15 protein-coding genes and 1 other RNA gene are annotated in these 17,143 nt (G+C 63.7%); 7 read left to right on the forward strand and 9 right to left on the reverse strand.

All coding sequences use genetic code 11. The annotated features are described in order from the left end of the window. Nucleotides 1-112: 112 nt before the first annotated feature. Entirely contained in the window at nt 113-2,095 is a 1,983-nt protein-coding gene (locus IGX34_RS05535; protein WP_192554693.1) for a ferritin-like domain-containing protein, read from the forward strand. A gap of 25 nt (nt 2,096-2,120) precedes the next feature. On the opposite strand, the gene IGX34_RS05540 is transcribed toward IGX34_RS05535, so the two are convergent. Then, nucleotides 2,121-2,196, reverse strand: a non-coding RNA gene (locus IGX34_RS05540) — sX9 sRNA. 133 nt (nt 2,197-2,329) lie between these two features. Between IGX34_RS05540 and fabV the strand changes: the two genes are divergently transcribed. Then, entirely contained in the window at nt 2,330-3,535 is a 1,206-nt protein-coding gene (fabV, locus tag IGX34_RS05545; protein WP_192554694.1) for an enoyl-ACP reductase FabV, read from the forward strand. Nucleotides 3,536-3,612: 77 nt separating this feature from the next. Here the strand turns inward: fabV and IGX34_RS05550 are convergent, their stop codons facing one another. The 7 genes from IGX34_RS05550 to IGX34_RS05580 form a co-directional block, all read right to left on the reverse strand. Further along, nucleotides 3,613-4,776, reverse strand: coding sequence for a YncE family protein (locus IGX34_RS05550; RefSeq protein WP_338015419.1), 1,164 nt, complete (start codon nt 4,774-4,776; stop codon nt 3,613-3,615). A 100-nt stretch (nt 4,777-4,876) separates the two neighbouring features. Further along, nucleotides 4,877-5,692: a creatininase family protein gene (locus IGX34_RS05555; RefSeq protein WP_192554695.1), complete on the reverse strand. Its 816-nt coding sequence runs from the start codon at nt 5,690-5,692 to the stop codon at nt 4,877-4,879. Between the two features lie 93 nt (nt 5,693-5,785). Beyond that, a complete protein-coding gene (locus IGX34_RS05560; RefSeq protein WP_192554696.1) occupies nt 5,786-6,100 on the reverse strand; it encodes a hypothetical protein in 315 nt (104 codons plus the stop codon). Between the two features lie 82 nt (nt 6,101-6,182). Beyond that, nucleotides 6,183-6,686, reverse strand: a complete 504-nt coding sequence (locus tag IGX34_RS05565; protein WP_192554697.1) for a cupin domain-containing protein — start codon at nt 6,684-6,686, stop codon at nt 6,183-6,185. Nucleotides 6,687-6,700: 14 nt separating this feature from the next. Further along, entirely contained in the window at nt 6,701-6,964 is a 264-nt protein-coding gene (locus tag IGX34_RS05570) for a DksA/TraR family C4-type zinc finger protein (protein ID WP_192554698.1), read from the reverse strand. 63 nt (nt 6,965-7,027) lie between these two features. Beyond that, nucleotides 7,028-7,762 (reverse strand): glutathione S-transferase family protein, encoded by a 735-nt coding sequence (locus IGX34_RS05575; RefSeq protein ID WP_192554699.1) that lies wholly within the window; start codon nt 7,760-7,762, stop codon nt 7,028-7,030. A gap of 60 nt (nt 7,763-7,822) precedes the next feature. Further along, entirely contained in the window at nt 7,823-8,440 is a 618-nt protein-coding gene (locus IGX34_RS05580; protein ID WP_192554700.1) for a GIY-YIG nuclease family protein, read from the reverse strand. An 84-nt stretch (nt 8,441-8,524) separates the two neighbouring features. Between IGX34_RS05580 and IGX34_RS05585 the strand changes: the two genes are divergently transcribed. The 4 genes from IGX34_RS05585 to IGX34_RS05600 all read left to right on the forward strand — a co-directional run bounded on the left by IGX34_RS05585 (nt 8,525) and on the right by IGX34_RS05600 (nt 13,483). After that, nucleotides 8,525-9,331 (forward strand): SAM-dependent methyltransferase, encoded by an 807-nt coding sequence (locus IGX34_RS05585; RefSeq protein WP_225737255.1) that lies wholly within the window; start codon nt 8,525-8,527, stop codon nt 9,329-9,331. Between the two features lie 109 nt (nt 9,332-9,440). Then, nucleotides 9,441-9,791: a hypothetical protein gene (locus IGX34_RS05590; protein WP_192554702.1), complete on the forward strand. Its 351-nt coding sequence runs from the start codon at nt 9,441-9,443 to the stop codon at nt 9,789-9,791. 39 nt (nt 9,792-9,830) lie between these two features. Then, complete coding sequence (locus IGX34_RS05595) at nt 9,831-11,669, forward strand: GGDEF domain-containing protein (RefSeq protein ID WP_192554703.1); 1,839 nt, start codon at nt 9,831-9,833, stop codon at nt 11,667-11,669. Nucleotides 11,670-11,758: 89 nt separating this feature from the next. After that, a complete protein-coding gene (locus tag IGX34_RS05600; RefSeq protein ID WP_192554704.1) occupies nt 11,759-13,483 on the forward strand; it encodes a GGDEF domain-containing protein in 1,725 nt (574 codons plus the stop codon). A gap of 72 nt (nt 13,484-13,555) precedes the next feature. Here IGX34_RS05600 and IGX34_RS05605 read toward each other — a convergent pair whose 3' ends face one another. Then, nucleotides 13,556-15,178: a S53 family peptidase gene (locus IGX34_RS05605; protein ID WP_192554705.1), complete on the reverse strand. Its 1,623-nt coding sequence runs from the start codon at nt 15,176-15,178 to the stop codon at nt 13,556-13,558. Between the two features lie 741 nt (nt 15,179-15,919). Here IGX34_RS05605 and IGX34_RS05610 point away from each other — a divergent pair. Further along, complete coding sequence (locus IGX34_RS05610; protein WP_192554706.1) at nt 15,920-17,110, forward strand: FAD-dependent oxidoreductase; 1,191 nt, start codon at nt 15,920-15,922, stop codon at nt 17,108-17,110. Nucleotides 17,111-17,143 lie beyond the last annotated feature (33 nt).

A 17,143-nucleotide genomic window follows, 5' to 3' on the forward strand; every position in this document is an offset into this window, starting at 1 on the left:
CCACACACCCTTGCATCGATAGCACACGCTTCACACCGGCACGCCTTCAAGCACATCCCGCCTCTTCCCCCAGGGTGTAAGGTTGCGATCTGACATCGTCCGGGGAGTCGCCGTGGTCAGCTACAGTCCCTTGCATTCGACACCGAGCCGCGAGCAGGCGCTGCACGCCTTGTATGAGGCGGCCGAGCTCGAACACTGCTTGATGTGCACCTATCTCTACGCAGCGTTTTCGCTGAAATCCTCGCTCGACGAAGGCCTCACCCCGATCCAGCTGGATGCCGTCGCGCGTTGGCGGCAAAGCATCGTGCAGGTGGCCATCGAAGAGATGGGCCATCTGATGGCGGTGTGGAACATTACCGTCGCGCTCGGCGGCGCGCCGCGCGTGGGACGGTCCAATTTCCCGCTCGATCCGGGCTATCTGCCGGCCGGCGTGGTGGTGAAACTGGCGCCGTTCAACATGGCCACGCTGCAGCATTTCATTTTTCTGGAACGCCCGGCGGGTTCCAGCGAACCCGATGGCGAAGGCTTTGCACCGGAGCGCGCCTTCGTGCGCGGCGCCGATGGTCCGCGGCTCACACCGATGGGCATGAATTACGACACCGTCGGCCAGTTCTATCAGCTGCTGGCCGAAGGCCTGCGCCTGATTGCCGAGCAGCATGGCGAAAGCGGCGCCATGTGCGGCGACCCGTCGCTGCAACTCTCTTCCAACGAAGTCAACCTGCCCGGCGCCAAGCGCGTGATCTGCATGAAGACCGCGCTGGCCGCCTTCGATGCGATCGTCACGCAAGGCGAAGGCGCGCAGCAGAACACGGTGGATTCGCACTATCAAAAATTCGCGGCGATCCGCACCGAATACGAGCAACTGCTGGCTGCGGATCCTTCGTTCGTACCGGCGTTTCCGGCCGCGACCAATCCCGTACTGCGTCGCCCGCCGCGCCCCGAAGGTCGCGTGTGGCTGGAGGACGAACGCGCCATCGCTACTGTGGACCTGGCCAACGCAGCCTATGGCCTGATGCAGCGCCTGCTGGCGTACACCTACGCCGTACCCACGCAGGATCCGGACAAGAGCGTGTCGCTGGATCTGGCCATCGGCCTGATGCATGCGCTGACGCCGCTGGCCGAACGCGCCGCGCGCCTGCCGGCCGGACCGTCCAATCCCAATTGCCACGCCGGCGTCACCTTTATCACATTGCGCGATGCCTCGGCGCTGCCGCCCGGTCCCGGTGCACGGCGCTTTTTCCGCGAACGTTTCCAGCAACTGGCCGAAGCCGGCGAACGTCTCGCGGCCTGCGGCGATCCGCGCGCGATCCAGGCCGCGTCGATTCTTTCCAGGCTGGCGCAGCGCGCCGAGCAGGATTTCGATCTGGCCAGGCCCACACCATGGGTGCCTGCCGCCGCACCGGCCGCCGCCGTAGCAGCGCCGCCCGCGCCTGCACCGGCGAGCACGGTGCAGGACGGGGTCGAACGCGTGGAAGGCGAGAAGATCACCATCCTCTACGAAACCAAGCGCTGCATCCACGCGCGCTTCTGCGTCACCGGCGCGCCCAAGGTGTTCCTGGCCAATGTGCAAGGTCCCTGGATTCATCCCGATGCGATGGATGCGGAGCGGCTGGTGGATATCGCCCACGCCTGCCCTTCCGGCGCCATCCGCTACCAGCGCCGCGATGGACGTCCGGAAGAAACCGCGCCGCCGGTCAACCTCGCCGCCATCCGCGAAGCGGGCCCCTACGGCTTCCGCGGCGACCTGCGCCTCGCCGGTGCGTTCGCCGGCTATCGCGCCACGCTATGCCGCTGCGGTGCGTCGAAGAACAAGCCGTTCTGCGACGGCTCCCATCACGACATCCCCTTCACCGCCACCGGCGAACCGCCCACCGGCAGTGCCGATGCGCTGCCCGTGCGCGACGGACCGCTGCACATCGATCCCCAGCTCAACGGGCCGCTGAAAGTGCGCGGCAACCTGGAAATCACCAGCGGCACCGGCCGCGTAGTGGCCCGCATCACCAGCGCCTTCCTGTGCCGCTGCGGCCACAGCCAGAACAAGCCGTTCTGCGACGGCAGCCATGCCAAGGCGGGCTTTGTGGCCGATGGGGCCTGACACTGGACATTGACTGCCATCGAGTCGCCAACAAAACGTAGCGAGCGGTCGCCAGGCGGGTGCGGGTGGCGCGCAGGAACCGGCGTGTACTGGCCGTACATGAGGATTCCGAGCACCGACCGCGCCCGCCTGGCGGCCGCGCAGTAGTTTTGCTGACGACTCGACCACCCTGCGCCAGCGCATGGTGGCCTCCCCGTTTAGAATAGGCGGCTTGTCGTCGCGTGAGGATTCTTCGTGATCATCCATCCCAAGGTTCGTGGCTTTATCTGTGTTACTGCGCATCCGCTCGGCTGCGAGAAAAACGTGCAGGAACAAATCGGCATCACCAAGGCCAGCGGCGAATTCGCGGCCGGCCCCAAGCGGGTGCTGGTGATCGGCGCCTCGACCGGCTATGGCCTGGCCTCACGCGTCACTGCCGCCTTCGGCTATGGCGCCGCCACCCTGGGTGTGTTCCTGGAAAAGCCTTCCAGCGAGAGCAAGCCCGGCACCGCCGGCTGGTACAACTCCGCCGCCTTCGACAAGCTGGCCAAGCAGGCCGGCCTGTACAGCCGCTCGATCAATGGCGATGCGTTTTCGCATGAAACCCGCCAGCGCGCGATCGAGCTGATCAAGAACGACATGGACGGTCCGATCGACCTGGTGGTGTATTCGCTGGCCTCGCCCGTGCGCAAGCTGCCCGACAACGGCGAGCTGGTGCGTTCGGCGTTGAAGACCATCGGCAACACCTTCACCGCTTCTTCGGTGGATACCAATCGCGATGCAGTGATCCAGGCCACGGTGGAACCGGCGACCGAGCAGGAAATCAAGGACACCGTCACCGTGATGGGCGGCGAAGACTGGGCGCTGTGGATCGACGCGCTGAGCAAGGCCGGCGTGCTGGCCAAGAACGCCACCACCATCGCCTACAGCTATGTCGGTACCGAAATCACCTGGCCGATCTACTGGCACGGCACGCTCGGCCAGGCCAAGCAGCATCTGGACAACACCGCGCGCGAACTGCGCACGCACCATGCCGCCGAAGGCCTGCACGCCTATGTGGGCGTGATGAAGTCGGTGGTGACGCAGGCCAGCTCGGCCATTCCGGTGATCCCGCTGTACGTCTCCATGGTGTTCCGCATCATGAAGGAAAAGGGCATCCACGAAGGCACCATCGAACAGATCAACCGCCTGTTCCACGAACGCCTGTACCGCCTCGACGGCAACGCACCGGAAACCGACAGTGAGGGCCGCCTGCGCCTGGACGACTGGGAATTGCGCGAGGACGTGCAGCAGGCCTGCAAGGCGCTATGGCCCACCGTCACCACGGAAAACCTGTGGCAAGACACCGACTACGCCGGCTACAAGCACGACTTCCTCAACCTGTTCGGCTTCGATCGCAAGGATGTCGACTACGAAGCGGATGTGAATCCGGATGTGCGCTTCGACGTGGTCGAATCGTAAATCGAACCGACACCCAACGTACCGAAACAAAAAAAGGCGGCGCTGGCTGAGCCAGCGCCGCCTTTTTTATCAATACCTCAACGCATGATGCCGGTATGCCCCAGCGAGTAGCGTCCCGGCTGCGGCCACACGGCCAGACCGTGCGGCTCCATGCCGACCTTGATGATCTTCACCTTGCCGGTGCTGGTGTCGAACGCATACACCACGTCATCGAAGCGGCCCGACAGCCATAGCCACTTGCCGTCGGCCGTGACATTGCCCATGTCGGGGCTGCCGCCGCCGGGAATCGGCCAGTTGGCCACCACCTTGCGCGTGGCGAAATCGATTACCGACACGCTGCCCGGACCGTTGCGCGGGCCATGCACCTTGTTCGAACCGCGATTGGCCACGTACAGCTTGGTGCCGTCGCGGCTGGGATACATGCCGTGCGTGCCGATGCCGGTCTTGATGAAGCCGATCTTGGTGAAGCTGTCGCCGTCGATCAGGAACACGCCGTCGGCCATCATGTCCGCTACATAGAACACCTTGCCGTCCGGCGACACGCGGATGTCCTGCGGCATGCCACCCTTGCGCAGCTCCAGATAGCCGAGCACCTTCTGGTTGACCATGTCGATCTTGGCCACCTTGCCGCCGAATTCGCAGGTAAAGATCGCGTACTTGCCGTCGATCGAAAAATCGGCGTGATTGATGCCCTTGCACTCCGGCACCTGCAGCGCGTTCTTCAGCGCCATGGTGTGCGCATCGCGGAAATCCAGGCGCGCATGCGCCTCGGCCACCACGATCGCTTCCTTGCCATTGGGCGTGAAGTACATGTTGTACGGATCGTCGACCATCACTTCCTTGCCGGGCTTGCCGGTGAACGGATCGATCGGCGTGAGGCTGCCGTCGTTATGGCCTTCGGCGTTGTTGGTCACCCACAGCGTTTTGAGATCCCACGCCGGCACCACGTGCTGCGGGCTGCGGCCGACCTTGAATTTGTCGACCACCTGGAAGCTGGACGGATCGATCACGTACACGTCGTTCGAACGCAGGTTCGGCACGTAGATGCGCGCAGGCGCACCCTTCACCGCCGGGCTGAACATGTTGTAGCCGGCATCGCTGTACATGTTCTGCGGGTTGGTTACCGACGGCATGCCGGGAACGGTGGTGACGCTCTGCGCCAGCGCCGCGGCGGACACGCACATACCAGCCAGCGCAACGCCGGCAAACGAGGCAAGACGCCCAAAACGATCAAATTTCACAGCAAATTCCCTAGGTAGAGAGGGCAATAGAAACCACGATGAATGGCCATCGACGCATACCGCCTGCCGATGGCGAAACCTGCTTGCGCAGCGGCCGACGTCACCGCCCCGCTGTGTCTTTCCGGATGGCCTCGACCGTGCGCGAAACTATAGCATCCACGCCCAGCTGGCCGAGTTCGGCGCTGGACCGGTGCGGATCGCCGCCATACACGCCATCGGCTGCGCCCAGCCTGGGGCTGGCCTTGAGCGCGCTCAGGCGCACCATCTGCGGCGCTACGGCAAGCTGCAGTGAGGTATCGGCGAGCCCGGCATGGGTGCCGATTTCGTCATCGCGATAGCCATGCTGGCGCAGGATCTGCGCATAGCCGTCCGACGCCGCGTCGTAGTATTCCGAAGGCAGAATCGCGCGTGCACTGGTATTGGCCCAGGTCTTGTTCAAATGCGCCACTACCTGCTTGAGATCTTTCTGGTAACCGCCGTGGTCGCCGAGAAACACCACGTTGCGAAAGCCATGCACGGCAAAACTGTTCGCCGCCGATTCGAGCAGCTTTTCGAATACGTCATCGGGAATGGTGATGGTGCCGGGAAACCGCATGTGCGAAGTCGGCGGCGCATAGCTGCCTTCGGGCACATAGGCCACCACCGGCGCAACCAGCGCATTGCCCAGCTGCTGGGCGATCTTCTGCGCCAGGTATTCCGCGCGCACGTTGTGCTTGCCCACCGCGATATACGGACCGCTCTGCTCGGTGCCGCCGATGGGAATGATCACCGTGGTTTTGCCGGCGCGGATCTGCTCGCGCAGCTCGGTCCAGGTAAGGTTCTGCAACTGCACGGTTGGCGGCGCTTGCGCCAGCGCGGCATGTGCGCTGATCAGCAAAACGACAGAGGCGATAACACGCCGTAATGAATGATGCATGGTCGAAAAACACCACAGGGGAAGATGGCGCGATATGGTTGCACGCCATCTTGCTCAATGCACCTGCGGCGCAGGTTTTGCCCGCGGATTGCCTTATTCGTTCTCGGGAATGGCCTTGCGGAAAACCTCTTCCCAATAGGCCATGCGTTCCGAATAGGCTTCGCGTACCGATTCGGGCTGATCGTCCTGCAGGCTGCGCACCAGGGTGATGGGCAAGGTGGCCGACGCCATCTGCCGCCAGGTGTCGGCGGCGTCGCGCAAATGGGAATGGGAGGCAAGCAGTGCGGCGATCACCTGTTGATCCACCATCTGCTGCGCGCTCAGTGCCATCACGCCTTCCAGCGCCATATCGGTGCGCTTGGAAAGAAACGTCACGGCGTCACCCCAGTTGTTGAAGCTGACTTCCATGGGCGCCTCCTTGTTTGAGTGGGGATGGCCCGAGCCTATCACCAAGCGGCGCAGAACGATGTCATGGGCGCGTCCACGCCGTTCAGGGCTCGCCGTCCCAATAGTCGAGGTCGCTGCCGGCTCGCTGGATCCGGTTGACCGTGTGGCCGCCGTCCGTGCGGGCGATCGCCGCATATTTGCCCGAATCGGGGTATTCGACCAGGTCCGGGCTTTCGCGGGTGCTGATCGAAAGATATTGCAGCGGCGCGTCCGAGCTGTTGATGAGCTGGTGCGGATACTCTGGCCCTGGCGGAATGAAGATTACGTCGCCGGCCGTGATCGGCAGCAGTTCCCCGGCTACGCGCAAGGTGCCGCTGCCGGCCAGCACCACGAACATTTCTTCCTGTGCGTAGTGGAAGTGATACGGGCACGAACGCTTGCCAGGTGCGACGGTATCGATCGACGCACCGAGCTTGCTCGCCGCCGTACCCGTGCCGAGGCGTGCGCACACGGTGTCGTACAGCGGATCGCGCCGTTCCTGCACGGTGGCGGCAGTGTTGATATTGCGGATCAGCTTGGCCGCCAGTGCACGCGCGGTTTCGGTCATTGTCGGCGGTCCTTTCAGCGCAGCTGGCTGTCCTTGCTGCCGCGCCGGTTGAAGAGCCCGGCGCTGCGTTCGGCATCATGCTCCTGCTGGCAGGCCACGCACAGCCGTACCCCGGGCACGGCTTCGCGCCGTGCCGCGGGAATCGGGGCGTCGCATGTTTCGCAATGCGTCAGGCCGGGGCCTTTGCGCAATTGCCGCCGCGCACGCTGGACGGCGTCGTTGACGGTGGCGTCGATCTGGTCCTGCACGGCACCATCGCCAGCCCATCCGGTAGCCATAAGGCCTCCTGCAGCTCTACTAGCGAACTGCCTATATTACTCGCCGCCCATGCAACCGGCCCTTTACGCCGCCAGCGGCGCCCAGGCGTGATCCGGATAAAAGCGCTGCATCATCCGCTGTACGTAGGCCACCAGGCGGGGATGGCCCAGCAAGGTCTGGCGCAGCGGCGTGTCGAAATACGGGGTAAGAATCGAGGCCAACACCCCTAAAGCGGTGGCATCGACGCTGCTGACACGCTCGCCCATCAGATAGCTGCGTTCGCCCAGCAACGCGGCCAGCGCATCGATCGAGCGCCGGCCCAGGCTGGCGATCTCTTCCCCGTTATGGCGACCGATGCCATGTGCCCGCAGATCGGCTTCCTTGCGCTCCTGCAATTGACAGCGCAATGCTTCGCGCTCTGATTCCGGTGCGCTGTCGGCAAAGCGTGCCGGCCCTTTGGCGAAGTTCTCCGGCACGATCCAGCGGAACCAGACCATGGCGAAATACAGATGGTCTTCCAATAGCCGTTCGATCGCCCAGGCCTCGGCGCGCTGCCGTGCATCCAGGCCTTCGTCCAGGTCCACGCCGTACTTGCGCTCGATATGCGCGCGGATAAAGGTGGAATCGGGTACCGCTTCGCCATCGTCGACGATGTAGGGCACCTTGCCTTTGGGGGCCAGCGGCGGGATGGTCGATTCGCGCTGGTAGGCCAGCCCGGCCATCTGCAATTGCACTTCCGTCTTGAGCACGAACGGGCTGGTATCGGGCATGCCGAAACCGGGGCGGGTGGCGTAGAAAACAAGATTCGATGCGGGCATGTCCGTGCTCGTTGCGGAAAGGTGCGCACAGCGTGGGCGAGGCCTGCTGACAGCATCGTGTCAGCAGCGGCGCCGCTGCCATGCCATGACTTCCGCCGGCAGCAGTGCGGCCAGGTCCATGCCGGCCGCCGCGCAGGCGTCCAGCGTATCGCCCAGCGCCTGCGCATAGCGTCCGTCCTGGGCCGGCGGCGGCAGGTTGAGCACCTGCCATTCGATCATTGCCAGCATGCGCGAGGACCATTCGAACAAGGCATCGGCGCGCTCGGCGAAGCGCTGGTGCAGCCAGTCGCGCAGCGGTGCGTGCACTCGGTAGCCATAGCGTTCGGCGATTCGCCCGGCGAATGTGCCCGCTTCCTCGGCAATGCCCCGGAACCACTCGGTATGGCCACCTGCCGCCGCCGAAACCAGCAAGGGGGCGCTGGCCCGGTGCGCCGGCCAGCGCTCGATCAGCAGGCGTTCCATGCGCCGGGCCTCGGCCAGCCGCCCGGTTTCCACCAGCAGGCCTCGGTCCAGATCGAACAGCGTGAAAAAGCGCGGGTAGAAAGTGCGCAGGCGCTGCACCGGATCATGGGTGAATCCGACCTTGGTGAGGTCCTCGCCCTGGCACGGCAGCACGTAGACAAAGGTGCGCCCGCGCCGGCCGGTGCGCCAAAGATCCAGTTCGTCCTGCTCGCTCACCCCATCCCCGCAATGACCAATGTCGCTCGACCAGCATCCTTCGACCCGCAATACTGCCCAGGTAGTCGTAGCAGGGGTAAGTCGTTGAACAAGGCATCATCCGGGGGCAGCCTGGTCTGCGTGGGGATCGGCATCACGCTAGGCGCGCATATCAGCCCCCTCGCCCGCAGCCATATCGAGCAGGCCGATGTGATCTTCATGGGCGTCTCCGACGGGGTCGTGGAGCTGTGGCTGAAGGGCATGAACAAGGATGCCCGCAGCCTGCAGCCGTATTACCAGGAAGGCAAATCACGGGTGGAAACCTACCAGGAGATGGTCGCCGCCATGCTCGCCGAAGTACGCGCCGGCAAGCGGGTATGCGGGGTGTTCTACGGCCATCCGGGCGTATTCGCCTGGGCGCCGCACAAGGCGATCGAAGTGGCGCGCAGCGAAGGCTACCCGGCCCACATGGAGCCCGGCATCTCGTCCGCGGACTGCCTCTACGCCGACCTGGGCATCGACCCCGGCAGCCATGGCTGCCAGTACTTCGCCACCAGCCAGTTCATGATCTACCGGCGCCAGATCGATCCGTCCGCCTGGCTGATCCTGTGGCAGGTAGGCCTGGCGGGTGACAACACCAACCGCCGCGTGGCCACCGGGCCGGCCTACCGGCAGGTGCTGGTAGACGTATTGGCGCGCCACTATCCCCTGAAACATGAGGTGATCCTCTACCAGGCCGCTACCTTGCCGATCCAGTCGCCGCATATCCGGCGGCTGGCCCTGGCGGCCTTGCCGGGGGCTGACATCAAGGCCCTGGATACGCTGGTCGTGCCACCTGCCAGCGAGCTGCAGGTGGATGCCGATGTCCTCAAGCGGCTGGATGCGCTGGATCGGAACGAGGTGGATGGTTGAGTCCGCCGGGTCCGCGCCGCGCGCGACTCCATGGCAGGCTATGATGGGCGGCGCCCCGCGGCTCTCGGACCTACGCGGCGAGGGCGCCAGGGGAAACGCAAATAAGCTGATGAAAACAGGGGTTAGCTCGATGTCGAGTGTGGTCGATTTTCTGGAACAAATGGGCAGCGATGCGCGCTGGCGCGATGCATCGCTGGAAGACATTGCACAGACGCTGGCCGAGCAAGGAATCGAAGCACCGATGTGCAATGCGATTCTGGCCAAAGACAGCACCGGATTGCAGGCCTTGCTGGGGCAGATCCAGTTGAACGGCGAACAGCTTCCCGGGCCGCACGAAGTGCCCGTACCGGCAGAACCCGAACCCGAGGAGGAGGAAGAGGAAGACGATGAAACTCACGACGAGCACAAGGCACCCCATGCCGGTCGCTCGCCCGTTCCTTCGTCAAGCTCTTCGCCGTAACGAGCCATGGGCACCACCGGCATCAAGCGCCGGATTTGCTTGGCAGCAGGCACCCTGCTGCTGAGCATGGTTGCGGGCATCGCGCCCGCAGCCACCAATCAGACCGACGACACGGCGCAACTGTTTGCCCGCGCCGACACGCCGCTGAAGATGCTCGACAACACCGCCTACGTGGGCTTGATCGCACAGCTTGAACGCAAGTCCGCCTCGCTGTCGGAGACGGACAAATGGCATTTGCGCTACCTGGAAGCCTGGCAGACCGCCTTTGTCGGGCAGAACGACAAGGCGCGCGTCTTGCTCGAAGCGATTGCCAAGCAGGCGCCCACCGATGATTTGCGCGAACGGGCGCGCGGCACGCTGATCAATATCCTGGGCCTGGGACATCGCTACGAAGAAGCGTTTGCCTACCTGGACCAAGCGCTGGACGAACTTCCCAACATCACGCGCAACAGCACCCGCCAGCTGGTGCTGGGCGAGGCCGCGCAGTTGCTCACGGAGGCCGGCCAATACGACCTGGCGATCAACTACGCCGACCAGCTCCTGCAGATACCGGACGCCAGCGGCTATAGCTGCACTGGCATGCGCATCAGGGTGGGTGCGGAATTCCACAAGGGACCGCACACCGACAAGCTGCTGTCCTTGCTCGAACATGCCGTCACCACTTGCCTGGCCAACAGCAACACCTTGTCTGCCGACACCTTGCGGCGCGACATCGCCGCGCTGAAGATCGAGCAGGACAAAAGCGACGAGGCCATCGCGCTGCTGCAAAACAGCTACAGCGGCATGATGAAACTGCAGTACCAGGACCTTGCCTCGCAATACGACGTACTGCTCGCCGAGGCCTACTGGAAACAGGGCAATCTCGCACAAGCCGAAAAATACGCAGTGGCAACGGTGGACATCGCCTCCAAGAGCGAATTCGCCGAGCCGCTCAGCAGTGCCTACCAGCTGCTCTATCAAATTGCCCGACAGAAAGGCGATCTGCGCGATGCGCTGATGTACCACGAAAAATTCATGAGCGCCGACAATGCCCACCTGGATGACGTGCGCGAGAAAGCGCTCGCCTATCAGGTGGTCAAGCAGCAGGTGGACGCGAAGAAAACCGAGCTCGACACGCTGAACAAGCAGAACCAGATCCTGCAATTGCAGCAGGCACTGGATCGTAACGCCGTGCAGACCAGCCGGCTCTACATCGTGTTGCTGCTGACCTTGCTGGCATCGATCGGCCTGTGGCTGTATCGCCTGAAGCGCTCGCAACTGCGCTTTATGCGCATGGCGCGCGAAGACGGCCTCACCGGCATCTTCAACCGCCAGCATTTTGTCGACGAAGCCGAGCAGGCGATGCGCAGCGCCGCCAAGGCTACGCGCTGCGCCAGCCTGCTGCTGATCGACCTGGATCATTTCAAGGCGATCAATGACACGCATGGACATATCGTGGGCGACCAGGTCCTGCGGCGCACGGTGGCGGTATGCCAGCGCTACCTGCGGTCCGGCGACGTATTCGGCCGCCTCGGCGGCGAGGAGTTCGGTATTTTGCTGCCCGATTGCAGCGCCGAAACCGCGATCGAGCGGGCCGAGCAGATCCGTCGTGCGATCTATTCGGCTTCCGCCGACGAGAGCCAGGACATTCCGATTTCGGCCAGCCTGGGCATTGCCTCCAGTGCGCATCACGGCCACGACCTGCGCGACCTGCTGGCCGCCGCCGACGAGGCGCTTTACCGTGCCAAGCGCGATGGACGCAACCGCGTGGTGATCAATATTTCCGGCTATGGCGCAACGAGTGCGCCCACGCCCAAAGGCGGCGAACGCAACATGGCCGGCCGCATATCGGATATCGCAAAGGATGGCGAACCGTTTAATTACGCGACCGAGAAGTGAGGTCGCGCCAGGCACCGCCGGAGCGCGCCGCGCTCCGCGTCATTTGTCCAGGCATGCGCGCCGCCGGCCGGGCATGGCTGGCAGCGATCTTGTTCGCGTGCGTCGTGCCGTTCGCCGCGCAGGCCCAGGATGACACTGCACAGCTGTTCGCCCGCGCCGATGACATCAAGACCATCGACAATGTTGGCTACGCCGGACTGATCGACCGGCTCGAACACCGGGATGCCCAGCTGTCCGATGCACAACGCTGGCATTTGCGTTATCTGGAAGCCTGGCAGGCCGCCTATACCGGGCAGAACGAAAAGGCCGGATCCCTGCTCGCCGCCGTGGCTCGGCAGGCGCCCGACACCAACATCCGCATGCAGGCCAAGGGCACGCTGATCAACATCCTTGGCGTGGAGCACCGCTATGAAGAGGCGTTCTCCTATCTCGACCAGGCGCTGGAGGAATTGCCGCACATCAGCAACAAGGCCACCCGCTTCCACGTGCTGGCCGAAGCATCCCAGCTGCTGACCGAGGCCGGCCAGTACGACCTGGCCATCACCTACGCCGACGATATCCTGCTCGACAATCCAGGTGCCGAATACACCTGCATCGGCACGATGGTAAAGCTGCATGCCGAACTGCGTCAGAGACAGTCGAGCACCCTGCCCGCGCAGTTCCGCGACGGCGTTGCCGATTGCGTCACGGCCGGCGACAGCCTGAGCGCGGATACGATCCGGCGCGACATGGCGAACTACGCCATCCAGCAAGGCCAGCCCGACGACGCCATCAGCCTGCTGCAGAACAATTACGCCGATGTATTGAAAGTGCGCTATCTGAATCTGGTAGCCGAATACAACGATCTGCTGGCCATGGCCTACTGGAAAAAAGGCGACGCTGCCCACGCGGAAAAATATGCCGACGCCACCTTGGACCTCGCCACCAAGGGCAACTTCATCGAACCGTTGGATCACGCCTATCAGCTGCTGTACCAGATCGCGCAAAAGAAGGGCGATCTGCGCAACGCGCTGGCCTACCACGAAAAATACATGGACGTGAACAAAGGGCATCTGGACGATGTCAGCAAAGAGGCGCTGGCCTACCAGGCGGTCAAGCAGCAGATCGATACCAAGAAAGTGCAGCTGGATACGCTCAGCCAGCGCAACAAGATCCTGAAGCTGCAGCAGACACTGGACTTCAAGGCGATGCAAACCAGCCGCCTGTACATCGTGCTGCTGCTGACCGTATTGGCTTCGGTCGCGTTCTGGCTGTATCGCACCAAGCGCTCGCAACTGCGCTTCATGCGCATGTCGCGCCGCGATGGCCTGACCGGCGTCTTCAACCGCCAGCACTTTATCGCCGAGGCCGAGCGGGTGCTGCGCGAGGCGAGCAAGTCCGCACAATGCACCTGCCTGGTGCTGATCGACCTGGACCACTTCAAGGCGATCAACGACACCCACGGCCATGCCGCCGGCGACCAGGCGTTGAAGCGCGTGGTGGCCATTTGCAAACGCTATCTGCATTCCAACGACATATTCGGCCGCCTGGGCGGCGAGGAATTCTGCATCGTGCTGCCCGAATGCGTGATGGAAGACGCGATGGAACGCGCCGATCAGATTCGCCGCGCCATCTGCGCGGTATCCAGCGATGACAGCCGCGAGATTCCGCTCTCGGCCAGCCTGGGCATCGCCTCCACCCGCTATCACGGCCATGACCTGCGCCAGTTGCTGATGGCCGCCGATGAAGCGCTGTATCGCGCCAAACGCGATGGGCGCAATCGCGTGGTCATCAATATTTCCGGCGATGCCGACGAGCGCGTCGTCGGGCTCTGAATACGAGAGCGCCGCGGTGGCGCACGTGTTGAAGCACTCCCTTCCCCGTTGCCGGGGAAGGGAGCCAAGACACTACTGCTTCAGATTGGCAGCAACATTGCCCACCACCAGGCTGCCCCAGCCGGTGGTGTAGTCCCAGCCCACCGCAGCCGTTTCGCCATCGTTGTTGCCCGAGGTCACATCGTGGAAATCGCTGGCATAGTTGGACGCTGCATCCTGGTACAACAGCGGCGCGGCAAAGCCCAGATTGCCGTCGGCCTGCAGGATCAGCGCCCACGATCCCACGAACAGCGGCGAGGCCAGGCTGGTGCCGCCGATCTGCTGATTGGCCTGCCCGTCCACGATCACCAGTGACCCAGTATCCGGGCTGGCATCGAAGGCAACGTCCGGCACGCCGCGGTATTGCGAGCTGCCGTTCTGGCCTACGCCCTGCTGCCAGCTTGGAATCGACTCGATCGTACTGGGGCTGCCGCCGGTGGCGCCTTCGTTCGAGCTGAGGTTGTTCCACACCGTTTCGTTGGTCCAGGTGGTGGTGCCGCCGGTATACAGCTCGGTACCGCCCACCGCGACCACATACGGCGAACTGGCCGGATAGCTGGGCGTGATGCCGCCGTTGCCGCATTCGTCCGCACCGGAATCGCCGGAGGATACCGAGAAGGTCTGGCCCTGCGACTGCGCCTGCTCGAAGATCTGGTCGTCAGTGCTGGTCGGCGCGTCGCTCTCGCATTCGCCCAGCGATACATTGATCACCGGCACGGCATTGGCCGATACCACCGCGTTGTAGTCGGTGGTGAGATCCGAATCGCTCATCGAGGTGGCGTCGTACAGCACCAGCTTGCTCACCCCGCCGGTGATGCCGACGATATCCTGCGTATCCAGGTCCCACTCGCCATCGCCGCTGGTATCGCTGCTGCCGCTGCCCACCACCTGCACATTGATGGTGGCCAGGTTATTGTTGGAAGCGAACTGCTGCAGATCGCTCTCCACGTTACTCATGCTGCCCTCGGTGATCACCCCCACCGCGATCGAAGTCGCCGGCGACAGGCTGCTGGCGCCGTAGATCGCATTGAAATCGGTGGGGTTGTGCGCCACGGCCGAGCCGCTGGCGTTGCTGTGCACGGCATTGGGATTGATGCGGTGGGCAAAGGTATGCGCCACATGCACGGTCTGCACGCCGAGCACCTCCAGCACCGTGCCTTGCAGCGACGCGGGGATTTTCACATCGCTGGCATTGGCGTAGGCGTCGCGGCCATCATGCGTATGCACGTGCACGAAGCTGGTGCCGAATGCCGCCTGCGCCGTATCGGCGCGGCCATAGCCTTCGACCAGCATGCGATTGGGCGCAATGCTCACCTTGCTGAAGCCGGCCCGGGTCAGATAATCCGCCACCGCCTGCGCCTGTGCCTGCGTCGGTGCGTACTGCGCATTGAACTGCGCGGAGCTCAGCGGCTTCTGGCCGCGCTTGGCGAGATACGACTGCAGCTGCGCCTGATTGCGCAGCTTAAGCGACACCACGATATGCATCGGCTGCGCAAACGCCAGCGGCCCGACCACGGTATCGCCCTGGCGCAATGCCGTGGCGTGCTTGATGGCGACCATGGATGCGGTGTCGCCCTGCGATGCGGCGAACGCCGATGCGGCAGTGGCCACGCCAAGGGCAATGATCAACGACTTGAGACGAAGATGACTCGGCATTTCTTTACTCCTGAATTTGAGGCAAGCGACCCCGTTGGGGCCGCGTAAAACCCCATGACAAGACATGTCGCGCGCACGCGACTCCGATTGGTTTGGAAAGTGCCTTGCGATTCCCCGAGCCCGGTAGGCTGCCGCTCCCCCTGCGTCCCCGACGCAGGCAACGCCGATCTTGCGCTCGAGCGACGGATGCAGATGCGCGTCGCCATGGAATCGTTCGCCGCCGACTCCCTTGGCGAACGCATCGAAATTATTGAGCGCGCAAAGTAGCGTCAAGCATTTGCGTTCAGCGCAATGCTGCCGAAATTAGGTGCAGTTCATCAGTGTGCACGCGCGCGCGTAAAGCGGATACGCGTGTACACATCACTCACAAACATGATCCGAGCGTGTGCTGCCGCGCGGCCGCTTTTTTCTCGACAGCTGCTTGACAGCTTGCCGCCCTTAAAGCGCCATAACAGCAAGGCAAAGTTCCGCGTGGCGTTGAGGGGATGTGAAAGACGCTGCGCGCATGCAGGCGAGATCATCGCGTGGTGACGGCCGGCAATGCCCACGCGCAAGTTTGCTGCAAGTATCATTTTCACAAAGCTGACGCACCCGCTGCACGCCATCCCGGCATCGGTTCGCATCGCTGACACCGGTTTTCCGCCGCTGTGCCGGCGCGTGTCGCCTGGGTTACGCTTCGCCGACTCAAGCAACGCGTTGCCTGCCAACCGTGCTGTTTCCACGTCATAAGGGAGTATGTCCGTGCAACGACGTCAATTTCTGCGCCAGGCCAGCACCACGCTGGCGCTGGCGTCTACCGCCGGGTTGGCCGGCTGCGCCAGGCAAGCCGTACTACCTCGCGCCCCGGCGGCAGCAGCGCCGCCGTCCGCACGGCTGGCCCCGGCAGCGCCGCAACTGGCACAGATCCGCGCCCAGGTGGATCGCATCACCGGCGTCTATGTCTGCACGCGCCCCTTCCGCGCCGCCGGTCCGCGCATCGAGCTGGAAAAACTGGATCACAAGGCCATCGTGCACAACTACGGGCACGGCGGCAGTGGCTGGTCGCTGTCGTGGGGTTCGAGTGCACTGGCCGTGCGCATGGCGCAGGACACCGGCGTGCGCGAAGTGGGCGTGATCGGCTGCGGCGCACTCGGGCTGACCTCGGCCCTGCTGGCACAGCGTGCCGGCCTGTCGGTACGCATCTACGCCAAGGCGCTGCCGCCGGATGTGTTCTCGATGCGTGCCACCGGCCTGTGGACGCCGGACTCGCGCATCTGCGATGCACAGCACGCCGCCGATTTCGGCGATCGCTGGGAACAGATGGCACGCACGTCCTTTACCAAATACCAGAGCCTGCTGGGCCTGCCGGGCGAACCGGTCGAATGGATCGACGGCTACCATGTGCTCACCGCGGCCAGTCAATTGCCAAACGTTTCCGACGAGCCCGATTACGCCGACTTCAGCGAGCGCATCAACGACCTGGGGCCGCAATCGGTCGACCTGCCCGAAGGCAGCACACCGTTTCCGGAGCCGGTGCGGCGCTTCAGCACCATGATGTTCAACATCACCAACTATGCGCGCATGCTGATGACCGATTTCCAGCTGGCCGGCGGCAAAATCGTCGTGCGCGAATTCCATCATCCGCACGAACTGATGGCGTTGCCGGAGCGCACCCTGATTAATGCCACGGGTTACGGTGCGCGCGCCCTGTTCAACGACAACTCGATCATTCCCGTGCGCGGCCAGACCGCTCGCCTGATCCCGCAGCCGGAAGTGAACTACATGCTGGTAGCGCATAACGTCAACGTGATTCCACGCCGCGACGGTCTGCTGGTGCAGGCCTTCGGCGACAGCGGGAACTTCAACAACCCCGACCTCACGCCGGACCGCGCGTTTTCCGAAGCGGCGGTGCGCCGGGTAGCCGGGATCATGGCCAGCATGCGCAATACCTGAGTGCGTGACGGCGTTGCCGCCCTCTGCCGGTGC

Source organism: Dyella acidiphila, assembly GCF_014863405.1.
GTDB lineage: Bacteria > Pseudomonadota > Gammaproteobacteria > Xanthomonadales > Rhodanobacteraceae > Dyella_B > Dyella_B acidiphila.